At 65.9% G+C, this 15,621-nt stretch carries 17 protein-coding genes; 4 read left to right on the top strand and 13 right to left on the bottom strand.

The features are described 5' to 3' along the window. Positions 1-14: 14 nt before the first annotated feature. The 6 genes from BRSPCE3_RS07285 to BRSPCE3_RS07260 form a co-directional block, all read right to left on the bottom strand. A complete protein-coding gene (locus BRSPCE3_RS07285; RefSeq protein ID WP_244065141.1) occupies positions 15-296 on the bottom strand; it encodes a hypothetical protein in 282 nt (93 codons plus the stop codon). A gap of 3 nt (positions 297-299) precedes the next feature. Continuing rightward, positions 300-1,775, bottom strand: coding sequence for an Asp-tRNA(Asn)/Glu-tRNA(Gln) amidotransferase subunit GatA (gene gatA, locus BRSPCE3_RS07280; protein WP_244065140.1), 1,476 nt, complete (start codon positions 1,773-1,775; stop codon positions 300-302). Then, a complete protein-coding gene (locus BRSPCE3_RS07275) occupies positions 1,772-2,002 on the bottom strand; it encodes a hypothetical protein (RefSeq protein WP_166205566.1) in 231 nt (76 codons plus the stop codon). The genes gatA and BRSPCE3_RS07275 overlap by 4 nt, the downstream gene beginning before the upstream one ends. Positions 2,003-2,023: 21 nt before the next feature. Next, on the bottom strand, positions 2,024-2,311 hold the full coding sequence (gene gatC / locus BRSPCE3_RS07270; protein WP_244065139.1) for an Asp-tRNA(Asn)/Glu-tRNA(Gln) amidotransferase subunit GatC: 288 nt from the start codon (positions 2,309-2,311) through the stop codon (positions 2,024-2,026). 93 nt (positions 2,312-2,404) lie between these two features. Continuing rightward, on the bottom strand, positions 2,405-3,481 hold the full coding sequence (locus BRSPCE3_RS07265; protein ID WP_244065138.1) for a nitronate monooxygenase family protein: 1,077 nt from the start codon (positions 3,479-3,481) through the stop codon (positions 2,405-2,407). Positions 3,482-3,499: 18 nt separating this feature from the next. Next, positions 3,500-4,618 carry a nitronate monooxygenase family protein gene (locus BRSPCE3_RS07260; protein ID WP_283843091.1) on the bottom strand — a complete coding sequence of 373 codons (1,119 nt, stop codon included), beginning with the start codon at positions 4,616-4,618 and terminating at the stop codon, positions 3,500-3,502. On the opposite strand from BRSPCE3_RS07260, the gene BRSPCE3_RS07255 reads away from it, so the two are divergent. The 3 genes from BRSPCE3_RS07255 to BRSPCE3_RS07245 all read left to right on the top strand — a co-directional run bounded on the left by BRSPCE3_RS07255 (position 4,596) and on the right by BRSPCE3_RS07245 (position 7,039). Beyond that, positions 4,596-5,486, top strand: a complete 891-nt coding sequence (locus tag BRSPCE3_RS07255) for a LysR family transcriptional regulator (RefSeq protein WP_244065137.1) — start codon at positions 4,596-4,598, stop codon at positions 5,484-5,486. The genes BRSPCE3_RS07260 and BRSPCE3_RS07255 overlap by 23 nt on opposite strands. Positions 5,487-5,627: 141 nt before the next feature. Then, on the top strand, positions 5,628-6,110 hold the full coding sequence (ruvX, locus tag BRSPCE3_RS07250; RefSeq protein ID WP_244065136.1) for a Holliday junction resolvase RuvX: 483 nt from the start codon (positions 5,628-5,630) through the stop codon (positions 6,108-6,110). 2 nt (positions 6,111-6,112) lie between these two features. Next, entirely contained in the window at positions 6,113-7,039 is a 927-nt protein-coding gene (locus tag BRSPCE3_RS07245) for an AEC family transporter (RefSeq protein ID WP_244065135.1), read from the top strand. 19 nt (positions 7,040-7,058) lie between these two features. Here the strand turns inward: BRSPCE3_RS07245 and BRSPCE3_RS07240 are convergent, their stop codons facing one another. The 7 genes from BRSPCE3_RS07240 to BRSPCE3_RS07210 form a co-directional block, all read right to left on the bottom strand. Continuing rightward, positions 7,059-8,270 (bottom strand): ABC transporter substrate-binding protein, encoded by a 1,212-nt coding sequence (locus BRSPCE3_RS07240; RefSeq protein WP_244065134.1) that lies wholly within the window; start codon positions 8,268-8,270, stop codon positions 7,059-7,061. A 233-nt stretch (positions 8,271-8,503) separates the two neighbouring features. Further along, positions 8,504-9,697, bottom strand: coding sequence for a calcium-binding protein (locus BRSPCE3_RS07235; RefSeq protein WP_244065133.1), 1,194 nt, complete (start codon positions 9,695-9,697; stop codon positions 8,504-8,506). A gap of 274 nt (positions 9,698-9,971) precedes the next feature. Then, positions 9,972-10,745, bottom strand: a complete 774-nt coding sequence (locus BRSPCE3_RS07230) for a CPBP family intramembrane glutamic endopeptidase (protein ID WP_244065132.1) — start codon at positions 10,743-10,745, stop codon at positions 9,972-9,974. A gap of 10 nt (positions 10,746-10,755) precedes the next feature. Beyond that, on the bottom strand, positions 10,756-12,399 hold the full coding sequence (locus BRSPCE3_RS07225; protein WP_244065131.1) for an acyl-CoA dehydrogenase family protein: 1,644 nt from the start codon (positions 12,397-12,399) through the stop codon (positions 10,756-10,758). 137 nt (positions 12,400-12,536) lie between these two features. Next, positions 12,537-12,989 carry a hypothetical protein gene (locus tag BRSPCE3_RS07220; protein WP_244065130.1) on the bottom strand — a complete coding sequence of 151 codons (453 nt, stop codon included), beginning with the start codon at positions 12,987-12,989 and terminating at the stop codon, positions 12,537-12,539. Positions 12,990-13,024: 35 nt separating this feature from the next. Further along, positions 13,025-13,435, bottom strand: a complete 411-nt coding sequence (locus BRSPCE3_RS07215) for a hypothetical protein (protein WP_244065129.1) — start codon at positions 13,433-13,435, stop codon at positions 13,025-13,027. Between the two features lie 232 nt (positions 13,436-13,667). Beyond that, positions 13,668-14,414 carry a M15 family metallopeptidase gene (locus tag BRSPCE3_RS07210; RefSeq protein WP_244065128.1) on the bottom strand — a complete coding sequence of 249 codons (747 nt, stop codon included), beginning with the start codon at positions 14,412-14,414 and terminating at the stop codon, positions 13,668-13,670. Positions 14,415-14,664: 250 nt separating this feature from the next. Between BRSPCE3_RS07210 and BRSPCE3_RS07205 the strand changes: the two genes are divergently transcribed. Further along, positions 14,665-15,618: an aspartate carbamoyltransferase catalytic subunit gene (locus BRSPCE3_RS07205; RefSeq protein WP_166294423.1), complete on the top strand. Its 954-nt coding sequence runs from the start codon at positions 14,665-14,667 to the stop codon at positions 15,616-15,618. Positions 15,619-15,621 lie beyond the last annotated feature (3 nt).

Below are 15,621 nucleotides of genomic sequence, written 5' to 3'. Positions count from 1 at the left end.
CTGACACCGGTTGTTCAGGCCAGGAGCGCGGCGACGATCCGCTCCCACTCGGCCTCGACGGTGTCCGTTGCGACCGGCCGGGCGGCCCGCCGATACCAGTAGCCGGCATTGCCGAGATCGCCCTCGACGCGATGCAGATAGGCATGCACCCAGGCCGAATTGGCGTCGCTCTCGTCCTGCACGATGCGGTGCGCCTGGTCCCAGTCGCCCTTCTTCGCCCACCACAATGCGGCAAGCGGCGGCGACAGCGCCGCATCAGGCGCTGCATCAGCAAGACTGGCGCGGAAATCCGCCATCGCTCACCACCATCTGGGCGCCGTGAACCGGCCGGCCGCCCGCTCGATCACCTCGCCGAGCGAGAACAGCGTCTCCTCGTCGAACGGTCGCCCGATCAGCTGCAAGCCGAGCGGCAGGCCTTGCGTGTCCTTGCCCGCGGGCACGGCGATGCCCGGCAGGCCCGCCATGTTCACGGTCACCGTGAAGATGTCGTTGAGATACATCTCGACCGGATCGGCGCCGCCCTTCTCCCCGATGCCGAACGCCGCCGAGGGCGTCGCCGGCGTCAGGATCGCGTTCACGCCCTTGGCGAAGCAGTCCTCGAAGTCCTTCTTGATCAGCGTCCGCACCTTCTGCGCGCGCAGATAATAGGCATCGTAGTAGCCGGCCGAGAGCACGTAGGTGCCGATCAGCACGCGGCGCCGCACCTCGTCGCCAAAGCCGTCGGCGCGGGTGTCCTCGTACATCTCGATGATGTTCTTGGCCGGCTCGCGCAGCCCGTAGCGCACGCCGTCATAGCGCGCGAGGTTCGACGAGGCTTCCGCCGGCGCCACGATGTAATAGGCCGGCAGCGCGTATTTGGTGTGCGGCAGCGACACCTCGACGAGCTCGGCGCCTGCGGCCTTCAGCCACTGCGCGCCCTCGCTCCACAGCTTCTCGATCTCGGCCGGCATGCCGTCGAGCCGATACTCCTTCGGGATGCCGATCTTCATGCCCTTCACGGACTTGCCGATCGCGGCCTCGTAGTCCGGCACCGCGATGTCGACCGACGTGGTGTCCTTGGGATCGTGGCCCGCCATCGAGCGCATCAGGATCGCGGCGTCGCGCGTGGTGCGCGCGATCGGGCCGGCCTGGTCGAGCGAGGATGCGAAGGCAACGATGCCCCAGCGCGAGCAGCGGCCATAGGTCGGCTTGATGCCGACGGTCGCGGTGAACGCCGCGGGCTGGCGGATCGAGCCGCCGGTGTCGGTCGCGGTCGCGCCCATGCAGAGCAGCGCCGCCACCGCCGAGGCCGAGCCGCCGGACGAGCCGCCCGGCACCAGCGTGGTGTTGGAGCCTTCGCGCCGCCACGGATTGGTGACCGGGCCGAAGCACGAGGTCTCGTTCGACGAGCCCATCGCGAACTCGTCATTGTTGAGCTTGCCGAGCAGCACGGCGCCGTCGCGCCACAGCTGCGAGGTCACCGTCGACTCGTAGGGCGGGATGAAATTGCCGAGGATCTTCGAGCACGCCGTGGTCCGGATATCGCGGGTCGCGAACAGGTCCTTGATGCCGAGCGGAATGCCGGCCAGCGGTCCGCCTTCGCCCTTGGCGATTTTCGCATCGGCGGCCCTGGCCATTTCGCGGGCGCGGTCGGGCGTCTCCAGCACATAGGCATTGAGCACGCGCGCGGCTTCGATCGCCGCGAGATGCGCATCGGTCAACTCAGCGGCGGTGAAAGACTTGCTCGCCAGGCCCTCGCGGGCCTCGGCGATCGTCAGCGATGTCAAATCGGTCATTTATTGATCGGGCTGCAGAAGAATGGGGACAGGGTCTTGTCGTTGGCGGGATCGTCCTGCCGGGCTTTGGCGTTTTCCTTGGCACGCGCCGCATCGAGCGCCTCGAGCTGATCGAGCACGGCGTCGATCGCCTCGTTGGGATCGGCGACCTTCCCCTTGCGCTCCATCACATCGAGGAAATCCATATAGGCCTTGTAGGCCTTCTCATCGTCGCACAGCAGGCACATTGGACTTTCCGATCGTGCGTTCTACTCGATCACCTTCGGCACCAGGAAGAAGTGGTCGGCGGTGTCGGGCGCATTGCGGACGATGACATCGGCGATCTCGCCGTCATTGACCACGTCGGCGCGCTTCTTCATCTCCATCGGCGTCACCGAGGTCATCGGCTCGACGCCGTCGATATTCACTTCCGACAGCTGCTCGACAAAGGCCAGCATCGCGTTCAGCTCACCCTGGAGATGGGGAACTTCGGCGTCGCTGACCGCGATCCGCGCCAGATGCGCGATGCGGCGGACGGTCGTGGCGTCTACGGACATTATATAGGGCCTCGGGTGGTCAGGCTGAAAGATCAGCCTGCCGTATAGCAGACGCCGGTTTTGCGCCGCAACCGCGCTGCAAACGGGGCCAAATCAGCCCGCGAGCTGCCCCATCCGCGCCAGCGCGGCCCCGGCCAGCGCCCGGGTCAGCTCGGCGGCCGGCATTTCCTTGCCCATCCGCACCGCCTGCCCGGCCCAAAGATTGGTGAAATCGACCTTGCCTTGCTTTTCGGCAGCCGCCTTGAGGGGGCCGAGGGCGCTTGCCGCATGCGGGAACGCCGGTGCGTCCGGCGAAATCGGGCCCACCTCACGCATCACGCGGTTGGCGACGCCGCGCGCCGGGCGGCCGGTCATCACATTGGTGATGACGGTCGATTCGTCGCTCGCCTGCGCCAGCGCGACACGGCCCGCCGCCGACACCTTGGATTCCGGACAACGCAGGAACGCGGTGCCGATCTGCACGGCCGAGGCCCCCAATGCGAAGGCCGCCGCGATCCCGCGCCCGTCGGCGATGCCGCCGGCCGCGACGACCGGCACCCTCACCGCATCGACCACCTGCGGCAGCAGCGAGAACGTGCCGGGCTGCTCGGCGATATCATCGGTCAGGAACATGGCGCGATGGCCGCCGGCGTCGGCGCCCTGCGCGATGACGACGTCGGCACCGTTCTCCTCGAGCCAGATCGCCTCCTTCACCGTGGTCGCCGACGACATCACGATGGCGCCTGCCGCCTTCACCCGCTGCAGCAGTTTTGGCTCCGGCAGGCCGAAATGGAAGCTGACGATTTCGGGCTTCAGCTCCTCGACCACGGCGCAGAACGCCGCATCGAACGGCGCGCGGTTGGCCGCATTGATCGGCGCATCCGGATCGAGGCTGTGCTCGCGATAGTAGGGCCCCAATCGCTGCCGCCAGTTGGCCTCGCGCGCCGGATCGGCATCGACCGCCTTGTGGCAGAAGAAGTTGAGATTGACCGGCGCCGAGACACGCTGGCGGATGATGTTGACCTGCTCGCGCGCCTTCTCGGCCGACAGCATCGCACACGGCAGCGAGCCGAGCCCGCCGCCCTGCGCCACCGCAATCACCAGCTCCGCATCCATCACGCCGGCCATCGGCGCCAGCACGATCGGGAATTCGGTCTTGAAGCGATCGATCAATCGACGGTCCGGCCACATGGTGTGTCTCGCGCTTGTTTAGGACAAGGATGAAAGAGAGTTGCGCCGGCCCTGCAATGACTGCTCGGCTTCGGCGACGATGCGGCCGACGATCTCGGCCGCGGGAACGATATCATGGATCAGGCCGACGGACTCGCCGGCAAACACGGCGGCAACATTGAAATTGCCCGCTTCCCTCGCGGCGGTATACTCCACCGCGATCTCGTCGGCGCGCTGCATCAGTTCGATCTCGTTGCCGCTCCAGCGCCGCACATGATCGTTGGCAAGCGAACGCGCGGTGAACGGCGCCGGCCACAGCAATTTGCGCGACCAGTCCATCACCACGCCGCGCACCGTCTCGCCGCTCTTCGCTGCGCGGATCAGCTGCTTCGCCCGCTCCGGCGCGTCGGCCTCGACGCTCGCATAGAACCGCGTTCCCATCAGCACCCCGGAGGCGCCGAGCATCATCATCGCAGCCAAGCCACGCCCGTCCGCGATGCCGCCGGCCGCGACCACGGGCACGCGCCCTGCCGCGAAATCGATGATCGCCGGCACGATGTCGAGCGTGGTGCGCGACGCGCCATGCCCGCCCGCCTCGGTGCCCTGCGCGATCAGGATATCGGCGCCGCAATCGAGCGCCGCTTGTGCCATCTCCTCGCTCTGCACCTGGCAGATCACAAGCGCGCCCGCGGCCTTGATCTTCGGCGCGAACGGCGCGGGATCGCCGAATGACAGCATCACCGCGCGTGGCTTCGCGTCGAGCGCGATGTCGATCAGCTCGGGCTGCTTGGCGAGGCTCCAGGTAATGAAGCCGATGCCGAACGGCTTTCCGCAACCTTTCAGCTTTTCGGCTTCCGCCGCGAGCCACGCCTTGTCTCCATAGCCGCCGCCCAGAATGCCGAAGCCGCCGGCGCCGCTCACCGCCATCACCAGCCGGCTCCCCGTGATCATCGCCATCGGCGCCGCCAGGATCGGATGCTGGATGCCCAGACGCGCCGTCAATTCGGTGCTGATCGGCATGCTTTGCTCCCTGATCTGCTTGCTGTTCTGGACTCGCAGCCTAGGCAGGCCTAACATTCTGCGAAAATGAATACTAGAGAACGCTGCCATCTCTAAAATGAAACGGTGGTCCCAGATGGAATTGACCGACCTGCTCACGTTTTCCACGGTCGCCCGGCTCGGCGGCATCACCCGCGCCGCCGACGAGCTGAACACCGTGCAGTCCAACGTCACCCAGCGCATCAAGGCGCTGGAGGCCGAGATCGGCACCGCGCTGTTCGAGCGCCACAGCCGCGGCATGTCGCTGACCGGCGCCGGCCGCCGGCTGTTGCCCTATGCCCAGCGCATGGCCGCGCTGTCGCGCGAAGCGGTGCTTGCCGCGCGCGACGATGGCGAGCCGAAGGGGCCACTGTCGATCGGCTCGATGGAAACCACCGCCGCGGTGCGGCTGCCGCGGCTGCTCGCCGAGTTTCATCGCCGCTATCCGGCGGTGCGCCTGACCTTGCGCACCGCACCGACCGCCGATCTCGTCGCCGCCGTGCTCGACGGCTCGCTCGACGGCGCCTTTGTCGCCGGCCCGATCGAGCATGCCGAACTGTCGGCGACATCGGCCTTCACCGAGGAACTGGTGCTGGTCACCGCGCGGCGCTGGCCATCGCTCGCCGCGTTGCGTGCCGGCACGCCGGAGTCGGGCCCGACCGCACTGGTGTTCCGCACCGGCTGCACCTACCGGCAACGCCTCGAACAGGTGTTCACCGAATTCGGGTGGCCGTCCGCGGCCCGCTTCGAGCTCGGCACGCTCGATGGCATGGTCGGCTGCGTCGCGGCCGACATGGGCGTCACCTTGCTGCCGCGCGCGGTGGTCGAGCGCGATCACGTCCAGCGCGAGATCAATATCCACAAGCTCAGTCCGCAGCACGCGCAGGTCGAAACGCTGTTCATCCAGCGCCGCGCCGCGCACCAATACAGTGCCTTGCAGGGGCTGGTCGCGTGCCTTGCCGGCGACGACCGGGTGATCGCCGCCTGAGCAGTCGACGGTACGGCAGCTCGTAGCCCGGATGAAGCGCAGCGCAATCCGGGACAGTCTCTCAGCGGAGAGATTCCGGGATTTCGCTCCGCTCCATCCGGGCTACCTTTCGTTCCCTGTCCCGTGCTAAGCGCTAGCGCCATGCCCGCCCCCATCCTCCCTCTCATCGAAGCCGCGCCGCACTGGCCCGAGCGCGGCGCGCTTGTCGGCCTCGACCTCGGCACCAAGACCATCGGCGTTGCCGTCTCCGATCCGGACCGGCGGCTCGCGACCGGGGTCGAAACCATTCGGCGCAAGCAGTTCAAGGTCGACGCGGCGCGGCTGCTTTCGATCGCGGCCGAGCGCAACGCCGCGGGCTTCGTGCTCGGCCTGCCGATCAACATGGACGGTAGCGAGGGGCCGCGCGCGCAATCGACCCGGGCCTTCGCCCGCAACCTTTCCAACCTCACTGCGCTGGCGATCGGGCTGTGGGACGAGCGGCTCTCGACTGCCGCGGTCGAGCGCGAGCTGATCGGGATGGATGTCAGCCGCGCCCGCCGCGCCGAAGTGATCGACGAGCACGCGGCGATCTTCATCCTGCAAGGCGCACTCGACCGGCTGGCGAAGCTGCGCGGAGAGCGCTGACGATGGCCGTGGTGATCGCGGCGCTGCTGCCGGTGTTCCTGCTGATCGTGCTCGGCTTCGTGCTGAGGCGCACGCTGATGCGGCTCGACACCCAGTGGCACGGGCTGGAACAGCTGACATACTACGTGCTGTTCCCGGTGCTGCTGGTGCAGACGCTGGTGAAGGCCGACCTGACAACAGTGCCGGTCGCCGGCGTCGGCGGCGCGCTGCTCATCGCCGCGCTCGTGATGTGCCTGCTGTGCCTTGCGCTGCGCGGCCCGCTCGCCCGCGCCGGGGTCGATGGCCCCGCCTTCTCCTCGATCTTCCAGGGCGCGACCCGCTGGCAGACCTATGTCGCGCTGTCGGTGTCGGGCAATCTCTATGGCAAGGCCGGGTTGGCGCTGGCCTCGGTCGCGATGGTCGCGATCATTCCGCTGGTCAACGTCTTCAGCGTCGCCGTGCTGGCGAAATATGCCTCGTCCGGGAAGCGGTCCGCCGGCGCCATCGTGATAACGGTGGTGAAGAACCCGCTGATCTGGGCCTGCGTGATCGGGCTTGCCATCAACGTCACGCATGTCCCGCTGCCGAAGATCTGGCACGACGTCGCCGACGCGCTCGGCGGCTCGTCGCTCGCGATCGGCCTGCTGGTCACCGGCGCCGGGTTGCATCTGGAAGGCATGTTCCGCCCGAGCCTTGCCGCCAGCGTCGCACTGGTCCTGAAGCTGGTTGCGATGCCGGTCCTGACCGTTGCGCTCGCGGTATGGTTCGGCGTCACCGGAGCCAACCTCGCCATCGTCGCGGCCTGTGCCGCGGTGCCGACCTCGCCGTCAGCCTATGTGCTGGCCCGCCAGATGGGCGGCGATGCCCCGCTGCTCGCCCAGATCATCACGCTGCAGACCATCCTGGCCGCGGTCACGATGCCGATCGTGATCGCTGCGGTCGGGCTCTAGCGGCAGGCGGCGATCGTCGCTATTTCCCGCTCGAACCGGTGAACGCCGTATCGAGCACGTCGCCGATCGGCTGCCAGCTGCGGCCATCGAACTGCAGCAACCGCAATTGCTCGACCGGCCGGAACTGCGCCGTGTTGATCTTGATGCCCGGGAGCAAGGCGGATGCCTGATAGTCCCGCAACGCCGCGGCCTGCTTCATGACGTTCTCGCGCGACAGGTCGTTGCCGCACTGCTTCAGCACCTGCACCATCGTTTCGGCAGCGGCGTAGCCATAGACCGCGGCAGCGTCGTCCTTGCCGCCGGCCTTCGTGTACTTGTCGAGGAAGCTGTGCCAGGCGCCCTGCTCTTCCCGCCAGGCCGGATCGCTGGCGTCCTTGAGGAAGGCGGCGGTGATGACCCCGGTCGCATTCTCGGTGCCGGCCGGCTTGAGCACCGTCTCGATCGATGACGCCATCTGGTTCACGACGAACACCGGCCGCCAACCGTGGTCGGCCGCCGCACGGATCACCTTGGCGGCATTTTCCGGCACGCCGGCGAACACGAAGACCTCGGCGCCCGATTGCTTCAGGATCGAGACATGGCCATCCAGATGCTGATCGTCGACATCATAGGCGATGTCGACCCTGATGTTGTGGGCGACGTCACCGAGCCCCTGCACCAATCCCTTGAACAATTCCCGCCCGAACTGATCGTTCTCCCACAGCGCCACGATTTTCTTTCCGGGATAGAAAGCCTGGATGTAGTTGGCGTAGATGCGCCCCTCCTCGCGGTATGAAGGCTGCCAGCCCATGGTCCAGGGATAGAGCGATGGCTCGCTGAGCTCCTGATCGCCGGAGGCGACAAAGAGCTGGGGAACCTGCCGTTCGTTGAGATACTTCCGCACCGCGAGATTCCCCGGCGTGCCGAAAGAGCCGAACATCAGAAGCACATTGTCGGTTTCGACCAGGATGCGCGTGAGATCCATGGCGTTGGATGCATCCGACAGATCGTCATAGGACATGAAGCGGATCTTCCGCCCATTGATGCCGCCGCGTTCGTTGACCATGTCGAAATAGGCCGCTTCCGCCTTGCCGATCTGGCCGAAAATCTCCAGCGTGCCGCTGTACGGCATCAGATTGCCGATGCGGATTTCGGTGTCGGTAACACCCTGGTCGCGCACCTGCTGTGTGATGGCACCGAGAGACGCCAGCGCGACCACGCCGGCCAGGAGCGTTCGGATCAATGTGGCCATGGAAAGAGCTCGCACGACGGCAGCCGCCGCTGCCTAGTTTCGGTCCGGCCCGCGCCCGTTCGTTGATCCAGATCAATAGCACTTTGAAGGGGTCACTGACACCCCTCCGTCGGCCTTCTGCAGTGCGTCGACGGACCGCTGCCGGTTCCGGATCGCCAGGTCGAAGACGATCCGGACCGCGATCACGTCGCGCTCAGGCGCTGTTCCGGCGAATGTCTTCGCCGTTGTCCCGCCTAGCTGATGATCTTGAAGTCGGTTGCAGTCACCGTCGCGGCGGTCGCCCCGTTCAGCCACACGGCGGTCTCGGCATCAACCTGCACCACGAAATACGCGCCATTCTGATAGGCGTGCGACAGCACATCGGCGAACGACTGGAACCCCGAGCCGTTGAGTTGCACGGTGTCCTTGCCCTCGGTCCAGTCCTGCACCACGTCGATGCCGCCTCGGCTGACGTTGAAGGTATCGGTGCCGATGCCGGTGCCCGCACCTCCGCCATTGCCGCCGAAGTAATAATTCACACCAATGCCGCCGTCGAAATAGTCGTTGCCGGCGCCGCCGATCTCGACGTCGGTGCCCGCGCCGCCGAACATCTGGTCGTTGCCGGTGCCGCCGTACTGATAGTCATTTCCCGGCCCGCCATACAGCGTGTCATTGCCGTCGTCGCCGATCTCGGTGACGTTGCCTTGCGCGCCTGCGATCTCGACATCGTTGCCGGCGCCGCCATAGGCAACATTGGCCGCCGCGGTGCCGCTGGAGAGATAAAGCCAGTCATCGCCGCCGCCGCCTTCGAGCAGATCGCGGCCATCGCCGCCGACCAGTGTGTCGCTCAGGGATCCGCCGTACAGGCTGTCGTCGCCGGCCCCGCCATACAGGCGAGCCGCGCCGACCGCCACCATCAGATCATTGCCGTCGCCGCCGAACGCGACGTTCGGGATCGAATAGATGACGTCATCGCCGGCGCCGCCGAAGATGGTGCCAGGGTCGCCGCTGTAGCGGCTTTCCGGCACCACCAATCCGCCTGGGAGCGTGACAAAGTCGGCATCATGCGTGTAGCCGGACGATCCGAAGATCGTGTCGTTGCCGTCGCCGCCGTAGATCATATTTTGCTGGTAATTGATGTAGTTGGGCGTGTAAGGAAACGTGATACTCGTAGTTTCGACGTAGTCCGAACTCGCGTAGATGACGTCGTTGCCGGCGCCGCCGTAGAAATACTTGGTAGCAAGCGCATTTGTAGGGATGGGACCACCGCCGTTGAACCAGCTCAGCGCTTCGCCCCCATACATGCTGTCATTTCCATCGCCGCCGTAGATCGTGTCGCCGCCGATGCCGCCTGACAGGGTGTCGTCGCCGCCATAGCCGTTGATGACGTCGTTGTCGTCTCCGCCGACGAGACTGTCGTTGCCGGTGCCACCGTTATAGACGGCCATCGCATTCTCCAATGACTTTCAAGTCCTGACGCCGGATATTCGATCCGGTTGCCTGGAAGCTACAACATTCTCTCGGAGGTTGTGTGACAATCTTGTGTCATGCAATGCGCCCAGTGGCGCTTGTGGCTCCGATCCGCCATTCAAGCGGCATGCGCCGCGGCGCTGACCTCGCCGTCATCGCATCAAGCCGCAGACGATTTTGGCGGTGGTCACGATGCCGACAGTCATTGCCGCGTTTGCTTCGTCATCACGCTCTCGCAATGACGAGAAGGCGCTACGATCCCGCCAGCCACCAGGTCTGGATCGTCGCCGCCAGATTGTTCATCCCGTGCAGCAGGATGGTGAGCCAGGTCGAGCCGGTCCAGTAGCGCAGATAGCCGAACAGCAGCCCGATCGACAGCACCTCGCACAGGAAGAACCAGTCGTACTGCAGGTGCATCACGGTCCAGACGATCGACGACAGCAGGATCGCGCCGTAGGGGCCAAGCCTGGATTCCGACCAGCCGCGATAGAGCCAGCCGCGCGCGAACAGCTCCTCCCACAGCGGGGCGGCCACGGCGAAGGCGATCACCAGCAGCCACAGCGCGCTGTGCTCCTGCGCCGATTTCAGCACGTCGCCCATGAAGCCCGGCGTCACCTCGCGGCCGGCGGCGCGGGACACCATGTCCCAGGCACCGACCATCACGATCAGCGCGACGACGCCGATGACGACGTTCTTCCACGACGTCCCGCGCAGCCCGAGATAATCGGCGAACGAGATCCCCGTCCTGCGGATTGCGAACCACAGCACCAGCAACACCATCGGCAGCCCGGCGAGTACCGAGAGCGAGATCGTCAGACCGTCGGCGACCACATGGGTGATGCCCCCCGCCGACAGCTCGCCGCCCTGCGCGATGATGCGGTAGATGATAACGGCGACCTGTCCGACGAACATCGCGACGAAGATCAGCAGGCCCCACAGCGCGGTGCCCCAGAATTTCCAGACCCGCGGCGGACGTGGCGGCGGTTCGACAGCAGCGGGCGGGGTATCGAGATTGAGTGCGTCCATCAGCAAACCTTCATGGCAGCGCCCGCGCCAGCAGCGCGCGCTGATCGGCATCGGATATGTCCACCGCGCCGTACATGCCGGCGTGGCGTTCGGCAAGCCGGGTCGCCGCGAACAGCTCGGCATTCCCAGGCGAGACCTGGTTGAGCGCGGCGGCCGCGGCCAATAGCGCCAGCTGCTCGACCGCAAGCCGCGCGATGCGCTCGCTGTCCGGCCGCCGGAACGACTGCCCGATCGACGCAACGGCCTCGGCGGCGCCCGGCAGGCCCTTGGTCTCGCCTGCGAGCCCGCGTAGCACGGCGAGCGCGGCATCGGCCTCGCGCCCGAGCGCGCGGAGCACGTCGAGGCACATCACGTTGCCGGACCCTTCCCAGATCGCGTTCACAGGCGATTCCCGGTAGTGGCGCGCCAGAATGCCCTCCTCGACATAGCCGTTGCCGCCGAGACACTCCATCGCCTCATAGAGGAATCCAGGCGCGCTCTTGCAGGTCCAGTATTTGATCGCCGGCGTCAGCAACCGCATAAAGGCGGCCTCACCCGCCTCGGTCGGCGCGCGGTCGAAGGCACGGCACAGCCGCATCACCAATGCGACCGACGCTTCGACATGCAGCGCCATGTCCGCAAGCACCGCCTGCATCAGCGGCTGGTCGGCCAGATGCTTCTGGAACACGCTGCGATGCCGCGCATGATTGAGCGCATGCGCGAGCCCGGAGCGCATCAGGCCCGCGGATGCGATCGCGCAATCCTGCCGCGTCAGCTGCACCATCTGGATGATGGTGCGGATGCCCTTGCCCTCCTCGCCGATCAGTTCGGCATGGGCGCCGTGGAATTCCACCTCCGACGAGGCATTGGAGCGGTTGCCGAGCTTGTCCTTCAGGCGCTGGAAGTGGATTGCGTTGACCGTGCCGTCGGGCGCAAAGCGCGGCATGAAGAAGCAGCTCAGCCCCTGCTCGGCCTGCGCCAGCACCAGGAACGCGTCGCACATCGGCGCCGACATGAACCATTTGTGCCCGGTGATGCGATAGCCTCCGCCGTCGCGCTCGGCCCGCGTCATGTTGGCGCGCACATCGGTGCCGCCCTGCTTCTCGGTCATGCCCATGCCGAGCGTCATGCCGCGCTTGCTCCACCATGGCGCAAAGCCTGGATCGTAGGCGCGCGTGCCGATGACAGGCATCGTCTTCGCCAGAATGTCCGGCTGCGAGGCCAGCGCCGCGACCGAAGCACGCGTCATCGTGATCGGACAGAGATGGCCGGTCTCGACCTGCGCCGCGATATAGAATTTTGCCGCGCGCACCACTTCGGCGGCCCCGCCGGCCGGCTTGCCGTCAGCGGTCCAGGTCGAATTGTGCACGCCGGCATGCGCCGAATGCGCCATCAATTCGTGATAGGCCGGATGAAACTCGACCTCGTCGCGGCGATTGCCCCTGGCATCGAACAGCCGCAGCTTCGGCGTGTTCTCGTTGGCGACGCGGCCGCGCTCGGCCATCGCGGCCGATCCCCAATGCTTGCCGAAATCCGACAGCTCGGCCGTGGCCGCCGCCCCACCATTGGCAGCAACCGCCGCGGCCAGCGGCGCGTCCGCCGTGAACAGGTCGACATCCCAGAATGGCGGCGACTGGTTGAAGACGTCGTGGGTGGCGAACGGAGCCTGCGTCATGGTCTCCTCGGCGATGGGTCGCGCTGCCCGGACAATGGGTCTTGGCCGGCCGGGATCAAGCGGCAGCAGCGGCGCAATGGAATCGATGGATCATAGGCCTGCGCAAGGGCGCCGGGCAGCGAAAAATGCGCCTTCAGCTAGATGCTTCCATGCCTCGGCGCGTGGCGGCCGAGCCAACGGTCGACCCAGTCGCTGGCGCGGATCCGGTTCGCCTCCGTCCGGGAGGCCTGGACCGGAAAGATGTCACCGCTGTTCAGCTGCCGGTTATCGGGATAGGCCGCAAGCTGCAGCTTCGACTCATGCGCGGCGCCATCTACCGGCGAGATGTAGGCGAACCGGACCTCGATCTTGTGCTTGATGTCGGCGCCCTGCCATTTCGGATGATGGCGCGCCAGCAGCTCGACAAGCTCGCAGGGCAACAGGTCGGAGGTCGAGCTCTGATTGCCCTCGGTCTTCTCCAAGTAGCATTGCTCCTTGACGCTGCTCACGCGCGCGTCGATCGGCCGGAAATTCACCCGCTTGTCGAGCTCGATATAGGCATAGAGGCCCGCGACGCCGATCGCGATCACCCCGTAGAGGCCCAGGCGCATGTTTGAACTCCGATCCTCCCGAACTGACGCGACGATCAGATCATGCGCGTCTTGTCTGCCTTGGTCTTGGAGGCCAGTACCGGAAACACGTCACCGGCGCGCAGCGGCTTGCTGCTGGGGAAGTAGGACATCTCCAGGCTCGACTGGTGCGAGACGCCATCGACCGGCGAGACATAGACGACGCGCACCTCGATCTTGTGCATCACGTGATAGCCCTGCCACTTCGGATGCTCCTTCCGCAGCAGCTCGGCGGTTTCGCAGCGAGTGAGGTCCGACGTGAACGTCGTCTTGGTGATGACGCCGCGTTCGACCTTTTCCAGATAGCACTGGTCGCTGACGCTGCTGATGCGCGCATCGACGCGCTGGTAGTTCGCGCCCTTGTCGTACTGGTCGTAGATCGCGATGCCGAGCGCACCGACGGCAACAATGACAACAGCCCAACGCATGTTTCGTGCTCCCGCAATGCGGGCAGTTGATACGGCCGCAATTAAGGAGTGTTGAACGTGCGTTCGGCTACTTCAGCGATGGCTAGCTTTGTGTTGCCGGGATGCCTTGGATTTGAGGAAAATCCAGCCGCTAGAGCATGATCCGGAAAAGTGTGTAGCGGTTTTCCGAAGAGATCATGCTCAAACCAGAGAGATGGAGCGGGATGACTATTCGAGGAAGAGTCGTCCCGCTCTAGTGCGCGCGCGTGATCGGGAAATCGTAGGCCGCCGCGCCCGCCCCCGGCAGCGAGAAGTGCCACCATTCCTTGGAATAGTTCGCGAACCCCTGGCGGGCCATCGCCGCGACCAGAAGGTTGCGCCAGCGTCGCTGCGCCGGCGTGATCGCGCTGGCGGCGGTGTGGCCCTTCGCATCCGAGCAATCATAGCCGGTACCCATGTCGACGCTGCCCTCGGGCGCGCGGGCGGCGACCGGCGCGGTGCAGTCGGCATAGTCCTTGGCGGGATCGAACTTGCGCGAATTGTCGGCCGTCAGATCGACCAGCGTCAGATCGACCGCGGACCCGGTCGAATGACCGGAATGGGTGGCGATATAGCCGAGGCGGAACAGGTCCGCCTTCGAGAAGGCCGGATTGTAGCGTCGCTCGGAGGCGGTCTCCTTGCCGTTCTTCGACCACGCCACCATGTCGGCGACCGCGCGCGCCGGCCGGTAGCAATCGAACATCTTCAGCGACAGCTTTTGCGGCGCCAGTTCCTGCTGCACCGCCCTGAGCCGACGCCCGACCTCCCGCTTCACCACGCATTCCGCCGCGCCATAGCCCGCGATCGGCCGGCCCATGAAATTGTTCGCGCTGGCGTAGCGGATGTCCTGGATGATGGTCGGATCGACGTCGCGGAGGAACACGAAGCCGCCGGGCAGGTTCTCCGCGAAGGCGGACGAGCCCGCTCCCGAGATCAACGCGATGGCCAATAATGCGATCACGGCAATTTTCACGAGTCCTCGCTCCGCTGTCCTGGCGGCATGGCCGTCCAAAGGGCGGCCTCACATCGCTGCCTGAGGCCGGCCACCCTGTCTTGTTCCGGAAAAACCAGCAAAAGCAAGGTATCGATGGCCCGGCAATGAGCCTGGGCCTGACCGCCGAGAAGGCTGTCACATCTTACTCGGGGAAAACTCCGCTGACCCCTCTTCGCGCTTGCCCCACCGGCCATCCGCGCCTATAGCTCTGGCTTTAATGACCCCATCATTGAAATCGACTTTTGTCCTCGGTCACCGGCATTTGCTGGGCATCGAGGGCCTTTCCGCCGACGACATCACCGGCCTGCTCGACCTCTCCGAGGAGTATGTCGAGCTCAACCGCCAGGTCGACAAGAAGCGCGCCTCCCTGCGCGGCCGCACCCAGGTCAATCTGTTCTTCGAGGCCTCGACCCGGACCCAGTCCTCGTTCGAGATCGCCGGAAAACGCCTCGGCGCCGACGTCATGAACATGTCGGTGTCGTCGATGTCGACCCGCAAGGGCGAGACGTTGATGGACACCGCGGTGACGCTGAATGCGATGCATCCGGACATCCTGGTGGTGCGCCACCACGCCTCCGGCGCGGTCGAGCTGCTGGCGCGCAAGGTTGACGGTTCCGTGATCAATGCCGGCGACGGCGCCCACGAGCATCCGACCCAGGCGCTGCTCGATGCACTGACCATCCGCCGCAACAAGGGCCGCCTCGAGGGGCTGACGATCGCGATCTGCGGCGACGTGCTGCATTCGCGCGTCGCCCGCTCCAACATCTTCCTGCTCAACACCATGGGTGCCCGCGTCCGCGTGGTGGCGCCCTCCACCTTGCTGCCGCCCGGCATCGAGCGGATGGGTGTCGAGGTTGCGCGCGACATGCGCGAGGGGCTGAACGGCGCCGACATCGTCATGATGCTGCGGCTGCAGCGCGAGCGCATGAACGGCTCCTTCGTGCCGTCGACGGGCGAATATTTCCACTATTTCGGCCTCGACCAGAAGAAGCTCGGCTACGCCAAGCCGGACGCGCTGGTGATGCATCCGGGCCCGATGAACCGCGGTGTCGAGATCGACACCTTCGTCGCCGACGGCGCGCAGTCGCTGATCCGTGAACAAGTTGAAATGGGTGTGGCAGTGCGCATGGCGGTGCTGGAAGCGCTCGCCCGCAACCTGCCGAACGCGTGACGC

The sequence above is a fragment of the Bradyrhizobium sp. Ce-3 genome (genome assembly GCF_022835695.1).
Taxonomy (GTDB): Bacteria; Pseudomonadota; Alphaproteobacteria; order Rhizobiales; family Xanthobacteraceae; genus Bradyrhizobium.
Note: the sequence above shows the minus strand (reverse complement) of the source record. Positions and strands in the feature narration are given on the sequence as shown.